Source organism: Janthinobacterium sp. GW823-FHT03B06 (assembly GCF_058796955.1).
The window spans coordinates 395,604-410,447 of the sequence record NZ_JBXAJE010000005.1 but is presented as its reverse complement, the minus strand read 5'-3'; the positions used below and the strand labels follow the sequence as shown (position 1 = coordinate 410,447).

General features: G+C 63.8%; 14 protein-coding genes. 6 read left to right on the top strand and 8 right to left on the bottom strand.

Features of this window, described 5'->3' with window-relative positions; genetic code table 11:
• Positions 1-70 precede the first annotated feature (70 nt).
• The 3 genes from AC1RBA_RS19215 to flhD all read right to left on the bottom strand — a co-directional run bounded on the left by AC1RBA_RS19215 (position 71) and on the right by flhD (position 1,925).
• Complete coding sequence (locus AC1RBA_RS19215) at positions 71-832, bottom strand: class I SAM-dependent methyltransferase (protein ID WP_492419602.1); 762 nt, start codon at positions 830-832, stop codon at positions 71-73.
• Between the two features lie 105 nt (positions 833-937).
• Entirely contained in the window at positions 938-1,498 is a 561-nt protein-coding gene (gene flhC, locus AC1RBA_RS19210; RefSeq protein WP_070288862.1) for a flagellar transcriptional regulator FlhC, read from the bottom strand.
• Positions 1,499-1,607: 109 nt separating this feature from the next.
• Positions 1,608-1,925 (bottom strand): flagellar transcriptional regulator FlhD, encoded by a 318-nt coding sequence (flhD, locus tag AC1RBA_RS19205; protein WP_010396649.1) that lies wholly within the window; start codon positions 1,923-1,925, stop codon positions 1,608-1,610.
• A 606-nt stretch (positions 1,926-2,531) separates the two neighbouring features.
• On the opposite strand from flhD, the gene kynU reads away from it, so the two are divergent.
• The 5 genes from kynU (at position 2,532) to AC1RBA_RS19180 (ending at position 8,438) form a co-directional block, all read left to right on the top strand.
• The gene (gene kynU / locus AC1RBA_RS19200) at positions 2,532-3,782 is read left to right on the top strand and encodes a kynureninase (RefSeq protein ID WP_492419601.1); all 1,251 of its coding nucleotides are present in this window, start codon (positions 2,532-2,534) and stop codon (positions 3,780-3,782) included.
• Positions 3,783-3,802: 20 nt separating this feature from the next.
• Positions 3,803-4,675, top strand: coding sequence for a tryptophan 2,3-dioxygenase (gene kynA / locus AC1RBA_RS19195; RefSeq protein ID WP_070312344.1), 873 nt, complete (start codon positions 3,803-3,805; stop codon positions 4,673-4,675).
• Positions 4,676-4,689: 14 nt separating this feature from the next.
• On the top strand, positions 4,690-5,235 hold the full coding sequence (locus AC1RBA_RS19190; RefSeq protein WP_492419600.1) for an RBBP9/YdeN family alpha/beta hydrolase: 546 nt from the start codon (positions 4,690-4,692) through the stop codon (positions 5,233-5,235).
• A gap of 69 nt (positions 5,236-5,304) precedes the next feature.
• Entirely contained in the window at positions 5,305-7,410 is a 2,106-nt protein-coding gene (locus AC1RBA_RS19185; protein ID WP_492419599.1) for a toxin-antitoxin system YwqK family antitoxin, read from the top strand.
• 2 nt (positions 7,411-7,412) lie between these two features.
• Positions 7,413-8,438 (top strand): hypothetical protein, encoded by a 1,026-nt coding sequence (locus AC1RBA_RS19180; protein WP_492419598.1) that lies wholly within the window; start codon positions 7,413-7,415, stop codon positions 8,436-8,438.
• Between the two features lie 14 nt (positions 8,439-8,452).
• On the opposite strand, the gene AC1RBA_RS19175 is transcribed toward AC1RBA_RS19180, so the two are convergent.
• Complete coding sequence (locus tag AC1RBA_RS19175; protein WP_230506179.1) at positions 8,453-9,490, bottom strand: hypothetical protein; 1,038 nt, start codon at positions 9,488-9,490, stop codon at positions 8,453-8,455.
• Between the two features lie 143 nt (positions 9,491-9,633).
• Here AC1RBA_RS19175 and AC1RBA_RS19170 point away from each other — a divergent pair, with 143 nt between their 5' ends.
• Positions 9,634-10,365, top strand: coding sequence for an alpha/beta fold hydrolase (locus AC1RBA_RS19170; RefSeq protein WP_492419597.1), 732 nt, complete (start codon positions 9,634-9,636; stop codon positions 10,363-10,365).
• On the opposite strand, the gene AC1RBA_RS19165 is transcribed toward AC1RBA_RS19170, so the two are convergent.
• From AC1RBA_RS19165 to AC1RBA_RS19150, 4 genes are all read right to left on the bottom strand, one after another.
• Positions 10,342-10,707: a hypothetical protein gene (locus AC1RBA_RS19165; protein ID WP_492419596.1), complete on the bottom strand. Its 366-nt coding sequence runs from the start codon at positions 10,705-10,707 to the stop codon at positions 10,342-10,344. The two genes, AC1RBA_RS19170 and AC1RBA_RS19165, sit on opposite strands and share 24 nt — an antisense overlap.
• Positions 10,704-11,093 (bottom strand): hypothetical protein, encoded by a 390-nt coding sequence (locus AC1RBA_RS19160; protein WP_070219819.1) that lies wholly within the window; start codon positions 11,091-11,093, stop codon positions 10,704-10,706. The genes AC1RBA_RS19165 and AC1RBA_RS19160 overlap by 4 nt, the downstream gene beginning before the upstream one ends.
• A 208-nt stretch (positions 11,094-11,301) precedes the next feature.
• Positions 11,302-13,221, bottom strand: a complete 1,920-nt coding sequence (htpG, locus tag AC1RBA_RS19155; RefSeq protein WP_076570740.1) for a molecular chaperone HtpG — start codon at positions 13,219-13,221, stop codon at positions 11,302-11,304.
• A gap of 89 nt (positions 13,222-13,310) precedes the next feature.
• Positions 13,311-14,729 carry an aminotransferase-like domain-containing protein gene (locus tag AC1RBA_RS19150; protein ID WP_240453584.1) on the bottom strand — a complete coding sequence of 473 codons (1,419 nt, stop codon included), beginning with the start codon at positions 14,727-14,729 and terminating at the stop codon, positions 13,311-13,313.
• Between the last annotated feature and the right edge of the window lie 115 nt (positions 14,730-14,844).

Below are 14,844 nucleotides of genomic sequence, written 5' to 3'. Positions count from 1 at the left end.
AGAAAATGCCGTGTGGAACTACAATAACGTGAGATTGCCCCACGGGCAAGCAAATAACGCAGACAATTGCTTAAAAGCACCATATGTAAAGCAAAGGACCACCCTCTGTGGCGGCGATGGTCTTATCGGGCTCGCGTGCCGCAATCCGGAATTCGTAACTAAGAAGCATGCTACCGGGCAACATTTCCTTTTCCGCCTTATTCCACAGGGCCGCCATCGCCGCCGGCGACAGGTAGGCAAACACGGCATCGTAGCGGCCGAAGTCGAGCGCTTCGTAATCGCCGCGCAGGAAGCGCGCGCGGCTGCCCGCCATCCGCGCGCGCAAGCGGCTGGCCAGCCAGGGCAGCGGCGCCAGCTCGATGCCGGAAAACTGCCCGTCGGGCCGGCGCCGCGCCAGGTCCAGCACCAGGCCGCCCAGGCCGCTGCCGATATCGACCAGGCGCACGCCGGGACGGTCCGCGATCAGCTCGGCCACGGCCTGCCACACCTTCGGCCCCGACGGATAAAACGGCACTTGCGTGCGGAACGTGGACCAGTACAGGCTCAACAGGAAAACAAAGGCCGCCAGGAACACGGCCGGAGGCCATTCGAGCAGGCTGGCGCCCAGCAAGGCGGGCGCAAACAGCAGGCCGATGGCGCACCACCAGCGGGCCAGGCCCGCGCGCCAGGTAATAAGCGCCGCCAGCACGCCCTGCACCAGCGCCACGGCCGGCAGCGACATGGCCGCGCCCGCGCGCGCCAGGCCATATACCAATAGCAACATCAAGGGAAAGGCCAGCACCTGGATCAGGATGGCCTTGAGCGCGGGCGCGCGCAGGATTTGTTGCAGCATGGGGTAGTCAGAGAAGGAAAACGCCAGTGTAAGCGATGACGACATGAAAAAGCCGGAGTGCGGTCAGGCGACCGGCTCCGGCTTATTTACTGTCTTATGCAGGGCTCAGGCAGCCGCGCCCGGCGCAACAGCGGCCGCTTCATCGCGCGCCTTCTTGGTCTTGCCGGCGCGCGAAGGCATGTGGCACAGGCCGCACACATAATCGGCGTTCAGGTCGAGGCAGTTGACGACAAACTTGCCGCCGCACTTGCCGCAGGGCGCCATGTCCAGCATCTTGCTGCTGAAAAAGCGCACCAGGGTCCAGGCCCGCGTCAGCGACAGCAGGGGCTCTTCGCCCGCTTCAGGCGGCATCTGTTCCAGATACAGCTTATACGCCTTCATCACGGCTTCGATGCCCGTGGCGCCCGCGTGGTCGACGAGGAATTTATGGATGTTGATGAACAGCGAGGAATGGATATTCGGTTGCCAGGTGAGGAACCAGTCGGTGGAAAACGGCAGCATGCCCTTGGGCGGCGAGACGCCCTTCAATTCCTTGTACAGATTCAGCAGGCGCTCGCGCGACAGCGAGACTTCCGTCTCCAGCAGTTGCAGGCGTGCGCCCAGCTGTATCAATTCGATGGCCAGCTGGATTTCCTGCGCTTCCGATACGACACTTTTCTTGGCCATGCTGTGTACTCCGCGACTGACTGATACTGACTAACTGATACTGACTGATAAGGTTGCCGGCAAAATGTTCAGGGCAATGCAACGCCGCCATGGACGTTTGATGGCAACCTTAAGCGATTTCTTCGACGCCTTGGCCGGCCATGAGGATGGCAGCGTGCGACTGGGCCAGCGAGCGGTCTTTATTGTAGTTCGTCAGCATGCCCAGGATGGCGCTGTCGTCGAAGCGGAAGCGGGCCAGCATCATGTTGCCGCCAGCGAGCTTGAGGATCTGCGCATTGCTCATGCCTTCGATCAATTCGGCGATGTCGGCGGCGATGCCCAAACGGAAGATGGCCGTTACCTTGTCCGCACGAATCATTTGCTGGGCCAGCATCAGGTAGCTCAGGTTAGCGTCGCGAATCTCAGCCATCATGTCGTTAGCAGTCATTTCCATCTCCTCAATCCGTTGAATTCAGCTGGCGTTGTGTGTTGCCAGTGAGATACATTCTGCAGGAGCAACATTAAATGCAACAGAGGCGCAGCGCTGTATTTTTGGTCGGGCAATAGCGGATGGGATCGTAGGTGTTTGTCTGACAAACACTGCTCGATCATGGTCGCACGCCAGCAACGGCGCGGATGTGGGAGGTTGGCTCTGCGGCGGGTTTACCCGACTTTGGGCCTGTAAAAAATATCACTTTTTTACAACAACTTGATCGGAATCAAGCCTGTCTACCTAGATAACGGCCGCCTTGGCAGGAACTTTAGGGCTTTTTCGAAAAATATTTCAAAGACCCGCATTCTTTTTTGGCCGGTTTGACACCGTTCATGTAATCGTTGACGGCGGCGTCTGGCGAAACTTTAGGGTGATTTGAAAATATTTTTAAAAATCGTGATTTTTTTCGTTGACGCCCCGCAGGCAGGCTCTTTTCACGCTGCAGCCAGGGTGGAAATTCCGCTTTCCGGCGCGGATTTGCTACACTGCCTGCTCCCGCACAATACTTTAAGCTTCAAACAATATTGCGCCATTGAGACAAGTATCAACATGAAAGCCACCATGATTTCTCGACATGACTGCAGCGCGCGCGACCTCGACGATCCCCTGGCGCCCCTGCGCCAGCAATTCGACTTGCCGCAAGGCGTGATTTACCTCGACGGCAATTCCCTGGGCGCGCGGCCGAAAGCGGCGCTGGCCCGCGCCCAGCACGTCATCACGGCCGAATGGGGCACGGACCTGATCCGCAGCTGGAATACGGCCGGCTGGTTCGACCTGCCCAAGCGCCTGGGCGACCGCCTGGCCCCGCTGCTCGGCGCGCAGACTGGCGAAGTGGTGATCACCGATACCACCTCCGTCAACTTGTTCAAGGCCCTGGCCGCCGCCCTGCAGATGCAGGCCAGCGACCCCGCGCAGGCCGCGCGGCGTATCATCGTCAGCGAACGCAGCAACTTCCCCACCGACCTGTACATGGCGCAAGGCCTGGCCGCCTGGCTCGACCGGGGCTACCAGCTGCGCCTGGTCGACAGCCCGGACGAACTGGCGCAAGCCATCGATGCCGATTGCGCCGTCGCCATGCTCACGCACGTCAATTACCGCACCGGCTACCAGCACGACATGGCCGCCATCAGCAGCCATTGCCACGCGCAAGGCGCGCTGGCGCTGTGGGACCTGGCCCATTCGGCCGGCGCCGTGCCGCTGGACCTGAACGGCGCCGGCGCCGACCTGGCCGTCGGCTGCACCTATAAATACCTGAACGGCGGCCCCGGCTCGCCCGCCTTCATCTGGGTGCCGGCAAAACACCAGGTGCGCTTCCGCCAGCCCTTGTCCGGCTGGTGGGGCCACGCCACGCCGTTTGCCATGGACCCGGGCTACACGCCGGCCGACGGCATCGCGCGCGCCCTGTGCGGCACGCAGCCGATTGTCTCGCTGGCACTCGTCGAATGCGGCCTCGATATCTTTGCGCAAACGAGCATGGAAGCCATCCGCCGCAAGTCGCTGGCCCTGACGGATGTGTTCATCGCACTGGTGGAACAGCGCTGCGCCAGCCATCCGCTGGGCCTCGTCACGCCGCGCGAGCATGCACGGCGCGGCAGCCAGGTCAGCTTCACGCACCCGCACGGCTATGCCGTGATGCAGGCGCTGATCGCGCGCGGCGTAATCGGTGACTACCGCGAGCCGGCCATCATGCGCTTCGGTTTTACGCCCCTGTACACGAGCTTTGCCGACGTGTGGGACGCGGTGGAAATCCTGCGCGACATCCTCGACACCCAAGACTACGACATCGCCGCCAAGCGCGATGCCGTCACCTGACCCCGGACCAAGAGAACACCATGAGCAAAGAAGAAAACAGCAGCGGCTGCCCCATGCATGCCGGCGGCCAGGATGCGCAGTGGCATGGCGCGCAGATGGATTTCAGCGAGTCGATGAGCTACGGTAACTATCTGGCGCTGGACCGCATCCTGACGGCCCAGCATCCGCTGTCGCCGAACCACAACGAAATGCTGTTCATCGTGCAGCACCAGACCAGCGAATTGTGGATGAAGCTGATGCTGCACGAAATGCACGCCGTGCGCGCCAACCTGCAAAGCGGCGACCTGGCGCCCGCGTTTAAAATGCTGGCCCGCGTGGCGCGCATCATGGACCAGCTGGTCCATGCCTGGGACGTGCTGGCCACCATGACGCCGCCCGAATACACGGCGATCCGGCCCTACCTGGGCGCCTCGTCCGGCTTCCAGTCCTTCCAGTACCGTGAAATCGAGTTCATTTTGGGGAACAAGAACGCCGCCCTGCTCAACGTGCACACGACGGCGCCCGATACCTACACGGTGCTCGACGCCGCCCTGCGCACGCCGTCCGTCTACGACGAAGCCATCAAGCTGCTGGCGCGCAGCGGCTTGCATATCGCTCCCGAGCGCCTGGACGCCGACTGGACCCTTCCCACCGCCTCCGACGCCTCGGTCAAGGCGGCGTGGCTGGAAGTCTACCGCGACCCGTCGAAACACTGGGCCCTGTACGAACTGGCCGAAAAGCTGGTCGACCTGGAAACGGCCTTCCGCTTCTGGCGCTTCCGCCACGTGACGACGGTCGAGCGCATCATCGGCTTCAAGACGGGCACGGGCGGCACGGCGGGCGTGAGCTATTTGCGCAAGATGCTCGACGTGGTATTGTTCCCGGAACTATTCGCCCTGCGCACTGAGTTATAACTTAAGGAGCCTCGATGTCGCCTCTCGTCCTGACCCTGGCCGGCCTGTGGAATTCCGGGCCGCAGCACTGGCAAACCCATTGGGAAGCGCGCCACCCGCAATGGTCGCGCGTGCCGCACCGGGAATGGCAGACGCCGGACAAGGACGAATGGGTGGCGGAGCTCGACCGGGCCATCGCCGCCTGCGAGCGGGCGCCCGTGCTGGCCGCGCACAGCCTGGCCTGCACGCTGGTGGCCCATTGGGCGGCCAGCGGCTCGCCGCACAGGATCGCCGGCGCCTTCCTCGTCGCCCCCAGCGATGTGGAAGCGCCGTCCTACCCGTCCGGCACCACGGGGTTCTCTCCCATGCCGCTGCAAGCCTTGCCGTTTCCCAGCCTGGTAGCGGCCAGCGGCGATGATCCCTACGTCAGCTTCGCGCGGGCACGCGCGTTTGCCGCCGCCTGGGGCAGCGACTTCACCATGATCGGCGACGCCGGCCATATCAATGGCGACGCCGGCTACGGCCCCTGGCCGGACGGCGAACAGCTGCTGCTGGACTTCTGCGCCGCGCACCAGCCCTGAACCGGGGCACGCACGCGCGCACGATAGACGCGCCCGCATTTGCCCACAAGTAAGAACGCAGGCAGAATCGTGGCCTTTCCATTGCGGCGCCCCGGCGCCAGCCTCACGATGAAACGTCCGCTCTTGCCAGTCCTCCTGCCCTTGCTGCTTTGCTCCGCCCTCGCCCACGGCGCGCCCTTCTACGAAGGCAAGACCCTCGCCCATCCCGCCATCACGGCATCGCAGGACAGCGGCCTCGACATCGCTTTTCTCAAGGAAAAAGAGGGCGTCAACGGCTATTACTGCGAGTGCACGAACAGCGCTTCGAAAACCTTCCTGCTCGACCAGTTCGGCAACGCCGTCATCCGCTCCGTCTTCTATGCATCGCTGGACAAGGAATCGGACACCAGCGTGCAAACCATGCTGGTGCTGTTCCGCCAGGGCGACAGGAACGGCCTGCGCGCCTACCGCTACCACCGCAGCTCCGGCAAGTACCGGCGCCTCGACGGCTTGCAGCCGGCCCTGAACCGCATCGTGGCGCAAAGCGCCGCTCCCAACGCGGGCCAGGTCAAGGCCGCGCTGGCCAAGCTGGCGCCGATGGACTACAGCGTCGCGCGCGGCAAGAGCGGCAATGCGGACTTTGACGCCATCGACCATACGCAAGGCACGATCGTCGGCTACTACAGCGATGACGGCAAGCCCGTGGCGCCCGGCGGCAAGGATGCCATCACCTACAAGAAAACCTTCCTGAAAAAAGGCGAGCGTTTTCTCACCGCCAGCTACACGCTGTACAGCGACGCGGGCGCCGGCATCCTGCCCAATTACCGCCTGTGGCAAGTGACATGGGAGACGGCGCCGCAGCAGTTCACGGGCAGCGAAGACGGTCCGTCCGTCATCTACAGCCTGGCCTGGGACGACGGCTCGGTGGTGGAGCGGGGCCAGTACGCGAAGGGCAAGCGCCAGGGACTGTGGGTGCGCGAAGGCATGCACGAAGGCAGCGAAAAAGGCCATTTCGTCAACGGGCTGCAGGAAGGCATGTGGTACTTCAATTATCCCAAACAGAGCGAGAGCGGCATGTACCGGGCCGGCAAGCGCGAAGGCCGCTGGACGGTCGTCAACTATGCCGATGAAGAGGAAGTGACGGGCTTCGATACCTACGCGGACGGCCAGCTGAACGGCCCGCACGAACGCCGCATGGGCGGCAAAGTGCGCACGCGCGGCAACTACGTCAACGGCGCGCGCCACGGCGCGTGGATCACGGAAGACGGCGACGGCAGCTTTATCGACGGCTTGCGCGACGGGCCATGGAAGCTCAAGCTCAAGGACGGTGTCACGCAAAGCGTCACTTTCGTGAAAGGCAAAAAACAGGGCGAAGCCATCGACACGGATGCGCAAGGCGCGCTGCGCGTGCGCGACCATTACCAGGCCGGCGTGCTCGATGGCAGCCGCACGCGCTACCTGGGTCCGGCCGGCAAGGAATACGTGGTCTACACGGCCACCTACCGCAACGGCCAGCTGGACGGGCGCGAACAGGCGTTCGACGACAGCGGCAAGATCCTGCGCCTCGACACCTTGTGGGACAACGGCAAGAAGCAGGGCCTCGATGCGCGCTACTACCCGAACGGCAAGCCGGAACGCCTGGCCGTCATCGACCAGGGCAGGCTGCTCACGCACCTGCGCGAATACTATGAAGACGGCCAGCTGCTCAACGACATCCACCGCTGCACCTTCAAGGAGTACGGCAGCACGCGCGACGACGTGTGCGAGTACCACCACATGTACTACCCGGACGGCAAGCCGCAGTACTACTATGCCTTCCAGTACGGCCAGCGCCAGGAAGGCTATTCGAACTACCCGAACGGCAAGCGCAAGGATGAACTGCTGGTCGACCGCGCGGCCGACACCTCCGTCGTCAACGCATACTATGAAAGCGGCCAGCTCAAATGCACGGAACCGCGCAGCGGTCACAGCACGCGCACGGTGAATGGCCAGACTATGATCAGCTACGCTTCTGCCGACCGCGATGGCGACAATATCTGCTACCACCCGAACGGCAAGGTGGCCAGCATCTACACCTTCCGCAAGCGCGTGCTCGTCGAGTGCGGCAAGCGCTACGACGACACGGGCAAGCAGACGTTCCCGGGACCGGAAGGCTGCCCTCCTCCCAGGAAAGTCGACTACCCGATAGGACTGTGACAATGACGCAAGCAAGACAGCCGCAGTGCATCCAGAACCCCGAGCGCATCGATGCCGGGGCGATCCGCGCCGCCATCGCGGGCGGCCAAGAGGTGCTGGTGCAGTTCAATACCCTGGGCGAGCCAACGCCGCTGCTGGCCGACCTCGACGCCCTGGCCGCCACTTGCGGCACGGCGCTGACCATCCGCATCTACGGCTACGACCCGAGGGTGTTCGATACCCGCATCCTGCGCGCGCTGCCGCATGTGGCCAGCCTGTCCATCGACTGCCACCGCAACGCCCTGTATCTGGAAACCCTGGGCGAGCTGCGCCACCTGAAGCGCCTGAGCCTGGGCGTGTACGAACTAGGGCAAGCCGACATCCTGCAGCTGGACAATTTGCGCGCCCTCGAATACCTGAACCTGGGCGAATCTGCCAGGAACAATATCGACCTGGCGCCCCTGCGCCAGTATGCGCACCTGGCCAGCCTCGTCATCGAAGGCCACAGCCAGCATATCGAGACCCTGGCCAGCCTGCCGGCGCTGCATGACCTGTCGCTGTACCGCATCAAGAACACCGTGCCGCTGGCTTTCATCTCGGAGATGAGCCGCTTGGACAGGCTGCTGCTGCAACTGGGCGGCCGCGAATCGCTCGCCCACATCGAGGCGCCGCTGTTGAGGAAACTGGAAGTGATACGCGTGCGCGGTCTGGAAACGCTGGGCGATATCGGCCGTTTCCCGCTGCTGCAGGCGCTATGGGTGGAAGACCAGATCAAGCTGCGGCAGATCGCGCTGGGGCCCAATCCCTTGCTCGAACGCCTGAACCTGCACACCTGCAAGACGCTCGACAGCCTGCCCGGCCTCGCCGCCTTGCCCGCCCTGCACCAGTTGTCGGCATCCGGGACCATGCTCGACATCGACGCGTTGCTGGCGCTTGGCTTGCCCGCGTCCCTGACGCATGCGCGCCTGCGCACCGGCAGGAAAACACGCGATGACGCCATCGCCGCGCAGCTGGCGGAGCTAGGCTACACCTCAGCGCCCTATTGTTAAAAGCGGCGCTGAAATCAGCGGCCCGCCGCCAGCCTGCGCTGCCACAGCGCCACGTCGATCATCACGCCGTCCGCGCCCGTATTGCGGATGTAGACGCGGTAGCTGCCCTGTCCCATGTCGCCATCGAGGTAGGCCGTGCGCTCGTTGCGCTGCAGCCTGGCGCCCTTGGCCAGCTGGCGGTAGCGCTCGACCACCGTGTCGAAACTGGCATAGCTGCGCAGCGCCACTTCCAGGTCGCGCGGCGGACGGCCTTCCGCATGGTCCAGCACATTGTTCTGCTTCTTGCCCTTGAGCGTGAGCGGATAGGCAAACACGCCGGCACCGGCCGACGTCAGCACCGTGGATTTATCGAGCAGCAGCGGCAGCAGCGCCGGCGGATACGCGGGCGGCAGCTGGGCGCGGTTCCAGCCCGGCAGGGCCGGCTGCGCCAGCACGTATTCGACGCTGGCGATCTTCTGCCCATCGGCGCCCGCTTCCTTGTCGCCCGCGATCAGCGCCAGCATGGGCGGCAATTGCCGGGCCCAGGCCAGCAAGGGCGCAGCGTCGCCAACCAGCATGCCCTTGCGGTGGAACACCGTCAGCACGGCATTCGGATCGGGATTGCAGACTTTCGCCAGCGGCTGGCCCTCGAGGCGGCAATGCCCGTTCACCAGGCCAAAGGCGATGATGACGCCGCGCTTGTCGAGCAGCATGGCGCCCCGTTCGCGGCCCTGCTTGCGGTCATTCATCGACGCCAGCAACTGGCGGCCATCGGCCAGCACGGCGCGCGTGGCGTCGCGCTTTTCGCTGATCGCTTCGAGCGCCTGCGCCAGCAGCAATTCATCGTTTTCCGTGTAGCTGCCGCGCGCGTAACCGAAGAAATCGAACAGGGCCGCGCGCACTTGCGGGTCTTCGCTCAGGCGCGGCAAGGGACCGCCGGCCAGCAGGGACGACAGGCTTTTCCCGGCCGGTGCCAAGGGCGCCGCCGTGGCGCGGGCAGGCTGGGAAAGGAGGCAGGCCGCCGCCAGCAAGGCACCGCCCAGGGTGCGGTAATTCGAAAAGATGATATGCATGATTCTGTCTGTCGGGGGATTTGGCCGCTACCAGTGGCCACTGGCCACGCATGGCGCGCCGGCGATTCTAGCATGATGCCAGTGCCCATGCCGTGCGGCAGGCGGACGGCAGGTGCGCCGGTGCGGCTGTTATGATGGCAGCAATGACGACACCAACCCACGCCTCGACACTGCTTGTCCTCCTGCCCGGCATGGATGGCACGGCCCGGCTCTTCCACCGTTTTGACGCCGCCTTGCGCGCGCAGAGCGCCATCGACACCCAGGCCATCGCCTACCCGGCCGCGCCGCTCGATTACGCGGCGCTGGAAGCATTCGTGCGCGAGCGCTTGCCGCGGGACCGCCCTTTCATCGTGCTGGCAGAATCGTTTTCGGGACCGCTGGGGTCAGCTTTGCGCGCCGATCCGCCGCCCGGCATGCGCGCCCTGATCCTGTGCTGTTCGTTCGTGCGCAATCCGCGCCCGATGCTCGCGCCGCTGCGCCATCTGCTCGGCCTGGTGCCCTTTGGCACCCTGCCCGGCTTCGCCCTGCGCCAGGCGCTGCTGGCGCCCCACTCCACGCCGCAGCTGCAGAATGAACTGGCAGCGGCGCTGGCGCAAGTGCCGCCCAGCGTGCTGCGCCAGCGCCTGCGCGCCGTGCTGGAAACCGACGCCTCGCGCAGCTTCGCGCGCGGCAGCCTGCCCGTGCTGTATCTGCGCGCCCGCCACGACCGCCTGGTGCCGCCGGCGAACGCCGTGCAGATACTGCGGCAGGCAGCGGGCGCGCAGCTGGTCGACATCGCCGCGCCGCACATGCTGCTGCAGGCGGCACCGGAAGCGGCCGCCGGCGCCGTCGCCGCTTTCATTGCGGGCCTGTCAGCCGCGCAAATATCTGCTTAAACGCGCACTGGCCAGCACGGCCAGCCAGCTCAAGCCGCCCGACAGCACGCTGAAGTAGATGGCCCGCAGCGGATGCTGGGGCAGCAGATACGCGAGCACGGCCGCGCCCAGCAAGGCGCACAGCGCAGGCTTCCACCTGCCGGGCGGCAGCAGCGCCAGCAGCAGATTCGTACCCGCATACACGTAAAACACGAGCAGCAGGGCCAGGCCGCCGGCCACACCGCGCGAGCCGAGGCTGCCGAACAGCTGCGTGTACAGGTAAAACCCCAGCCAGCTCAACACAATAAACAGCAGGCAGCCCAGCGCGTGCGCGCCCAGGCCGGCCATCAGGCGGATTTTCACGGTTGCTTGAGTACAGGAATGAAGCGGTGGCCGCAGGCATGGCACATGAAGGTACGCGCATATTTATCCTGCAAGGCGGCGGCCTCCTTGTCCCAATTGGCGACGAAGGACGTTTGCGACAAGGCGACGGAGACGACACCCCCTGCCACGAAGATCCAGAACAGGCCATTTGCGCCAGCCTGGTAAAAGATGACGGCGGCGATGACAAAAATGATCACGCCCAACACGATCAGCCCCACTTTCTGGTGGGTCTGCATCGTCGGCCCGGCGGCCTGGCGCGACAACAAGGTCTGGCTGCGCGTATGCGCATGACCGTGGATGAAATCACCATCGATCCTGCCCGAGATATGGGTAGAGGTGCCGGAAATGCCGGAGGCATGCACCATGGAGAGACGTTGAATATTGGAACTGTCACATGCCGGGCAATGCGCCATTTCTATTTCCATAAAATAAAATAATCGCGCACTGTAGCATAAAAAAAGCCGGCCCTTTCATGACGAAAGGACCGGCTTCGTTGCATCAGTCGCCGCTGCGGCTGTCGGATTACGCTTGGCCTCGGCGGCCCAGCTACTCCGACCTACGCAGCGGTGGCGATTACTTCGCCGAATTGAGCAGCAACTCGTTCAGGCGCTTGACGAAACTGGCCGGGTCGGCCAGCGAACCGCCTTCGGCCAGCATGGCCTGGTCGAACAGGATGTTGGCCCAGTCGCCGAACTTGCCGCCTTCCGCGTCCTCGTATTTCAGACGCGTCACCAGCGGGTGGTTCGGGTTGATTTCCAAAATCGGCTTCGATTCCGGCGCGCTCTGGCCCGCCGCCTTCAGCATGCGCAGCAGGTTGCCCGACAATTCGTTTTCATCGGCCACCAGGCAGGCTGGCGAATCGGTCAGACGGAACGTCACGCGCACGTCCTTGGCCTTGTCGGCCAGCACGGTCTTCATCTTGCCCACCAGGTCGGCGTATGAAGTTTCCGTTTCTTCGTGCTCTTTCTTTTCCGCCTCGTCTTCCAGCGCGCCCAGGTCCAGGCCGCCCTTGGCGACGGAGACCAGTTCCTTGCCTTCGAAATCCTGCAGGAAGGACAGCATCCATTCATCGACGCGGTCCGTCAGCAGCAGCACTTCGACGCCCTTCTTGCGGAAGATTTCCAGGTGCGGGCTGTTCTTGGCGGCGGCGTAGTTGTCGGCCGTGACGTAATAGATCTTGTCCTGGCCTTCCTTCATGCGCGCCACGTAGTCGGCGAACGAAGTGATTTGCTCGTCGCTGTCGTTGGCCGTCGAGGCAAAGCGCAGCAGCTTGGCCAGGCGTTCCTTGTTGGCCGCGTCTTCGCCGATGCCTTCCTTCAGCACCTGGCCGAATTCCTTCCAGAAGACGGCGTACTTGTCCTTCTTGTCCTGCTCGTCCGCGTTCGCCAGTTCTTCCAGCATGCCCAGCACGCGTTTGGTCGAGCCTTCGCGGATGACCTTGACGTCGCGCGATTCCTGCAGGATTTCACGCGATACGTTCAGCGGCAAATCGGCCGAGTCGATCACCCCGCGCACGAAGCGCAGGTAGGTCGGCATCAGCTGCTCGGCATCGTCCATGATGAAGACGCGCTTGACGTACAGCTTGATGCCGCCGCGCTTGTTGCGGTCCCACATGTCGAACGGCGCCTTGGCCGGAATATACAGCAGCTGCGTGTACTCGCTGCGGCCTTCCACGCGGTTGTGCGTGTGCGTGAGCGGCGACTGGAAGTCGTGCGACACGTGCTTGTAGAATTCGTCGTACTGTTCCGGCGTGATGTCGGCCTTGTTGCGGGCCCACAGGGCGCTGGCCTGGTTGACGGTTTCGAATTCGTCTTTCAGGACGGTTTCTTTTTTCTCGTCGTCCCACTCTTCCTTCTGCATCACGATCGGCAGCGAGATATGGTCCGAGTATTTGCGGATGATGGACTTGATCTTCCAGCTCGACAGCAATTCATCTTCGCCTTCGCGCAGGTGCAGGATGATGTCGGTGCCGCGCGACGGCTTGTCGATCGATTCGATGCTGTAATCGCCTTCGCCCGCCGACTCCCAGCGCACGCCTTCGGAAGCGTCCACGCCGGCGCGGCGCGTTTCGACGGTGATCTTGTCGGCGACGATGAAGCCGGAATAGAAGCCCACGCCGAACTGGCCGATCAGGGCCGCGTCCTGCTGCTGGTCGCCCGACAGCTTGCCGAAGAATTCCTTGGTGCCCGACTTGGCGATGGTGCCCAGGTGCGAGATCGCCTCGTCGCGGGTCATGCCGATGCCGTTGTCGGAAATGGTGATGGTGCGCGCATCCTTGTCGAAGCTGACCTTGATCTTCAATTCGTGATCGTTGCCGTACAGGGCGTCGTTATCGATCGCTTCGAAGCGCAATTTGTCGGCCGCGTCGGACGCGTTCGAGATCAATTCGCGCAGGAAGATTTCCTTGTTCGAGTACAGGGAATGGATCATCAGGTGCAGCATTTGCTTCACTTCGGTCTGAAAACCCAGGGTTTGCTTTTCGGAGACAGCCATTTTTACCTCATAGTCTTGTGGATGGGACGGATTCTACGGAGTTGGGGATGGTACAAGCGATTTCAAGAGCCCCCTTCAAATGTACAGTTTTAGCCCAGTGCGCGGCCGAAAAAATCCCAGACGCGCTCGTCCTGCACCGTGGCCAGGTTCAGGCGCATGCGGGTCGACGGCAGCTGGCGCGGCGAAAACAGGCTGCCCGGCCCCAGCACCAGGCCTTCGGCCAGCGCCTTTTCGGCCAGCACATTCGTGTCGCAGCCCGCATCGGCCCAGATGAACATGCCGGCTGGCGCGGGATCGAAACGCAGGCCGGCCCGCTCGGCGCGGCGGTACGTGCCCTCGCGCACCTTGTCGAGCCGCGCGCGCAGCCGTTCCGCATGCTTGCGGTACAGACCTTGCGAGAGGATTTTATACACCACGCGCTCGCCGATGTCGCTGGTGGTCAGGGTGGCCAGCATCTTGCGGTCGGCCAGGCGCTGCGCCCATTCCGGCGAGGTGGCGATGAAGCCCACGCGCAGGTTGGCCGACAGGCTCTTGGAAAAGCCGCCCAGGTAAATCACGCGGCGCAGCTGGTCCAGCGCGGCCAGGCGGGTGGCCGGCTGCACCTCGCCGCCCGGGTGCATGTCGCAATAGATATCGTCTTCGACGACGAGGAAATCGTGCTGTTCGGCCAGGCGCAGCACCTGGAAAGCCTTGGCCGCCGAAAGCGACGTCGAGCTGGGGTTGTGCAGCACCGAATTGATCACGTACAGCTTGGGGCGGTGCAGGGCCGCCAGCTCGGCCAGCACGGCGATATCGGGGCCGTCACCCAGGCGCGGGATGCCGATGACGTGCATGCCCATGGCGGCAAAGGCGCCGAACATCAGCCAGTACGCGGGATCGTCGACGAAAATGGTGTCGCCAGGGCGGGCAAACTCGCGCGCCACCAGGTCCAGCGCCTGCATCACGCCCACCGTGGTGACGATCTGCTCGGGCGGACAGGCGATTTCCAGGCCCGCCAGTTTCAGCTGCAACTGCTGGCGCAGCGGCAAAAAACCCTGCGGCGATCCGTAACCGAGCAGCAGGCTGCCCGGCTGGCGGCTGACATCGCGCAGGGCGCGCGCCACCAGATCGCCATCGAGCCACTCGGCGGGCAGCATGCCGGTGCCGGGCGCGGGGATGACCGGCGTCTGGCGGAACATGTTTCGGATCAGCCAAACGACATCCATCGGCTGCGCCGCCGCGTCTTGCGCGCCGGGGGGCGGCGCCGGCGTGTTCAGCGGCGAGCGCTCGCGCACGAAAAAGCCGGCGCCGCGCCGCGATTCCAGGTAGCCGCGCGCCACCAGCTTGTCGTAGCTGGCCACCACCGTGGCGCACGACACCTCCAGGCTGGCGGCGCACTGGCGGATCGAAGGCATGCGCGCGCCGCCGCGCAGCAGCTTGTCGTCGATGCGCGCCGCCAGCGAGCGCGCGATCTGGTCGATCAGGGTTTCGCCCGAGGCGCGCGACAGCAAAGGAAGTGTATTGCTCATATGACCATGACAGTATGTGAAATTATGCGTGAAAGTGTATTTGTACTGTATTGCTATTGCGCCCTAGGATAGCAGTACGGCAGAAATTAATCCACGCCTGCCGCGCACCCCGCAC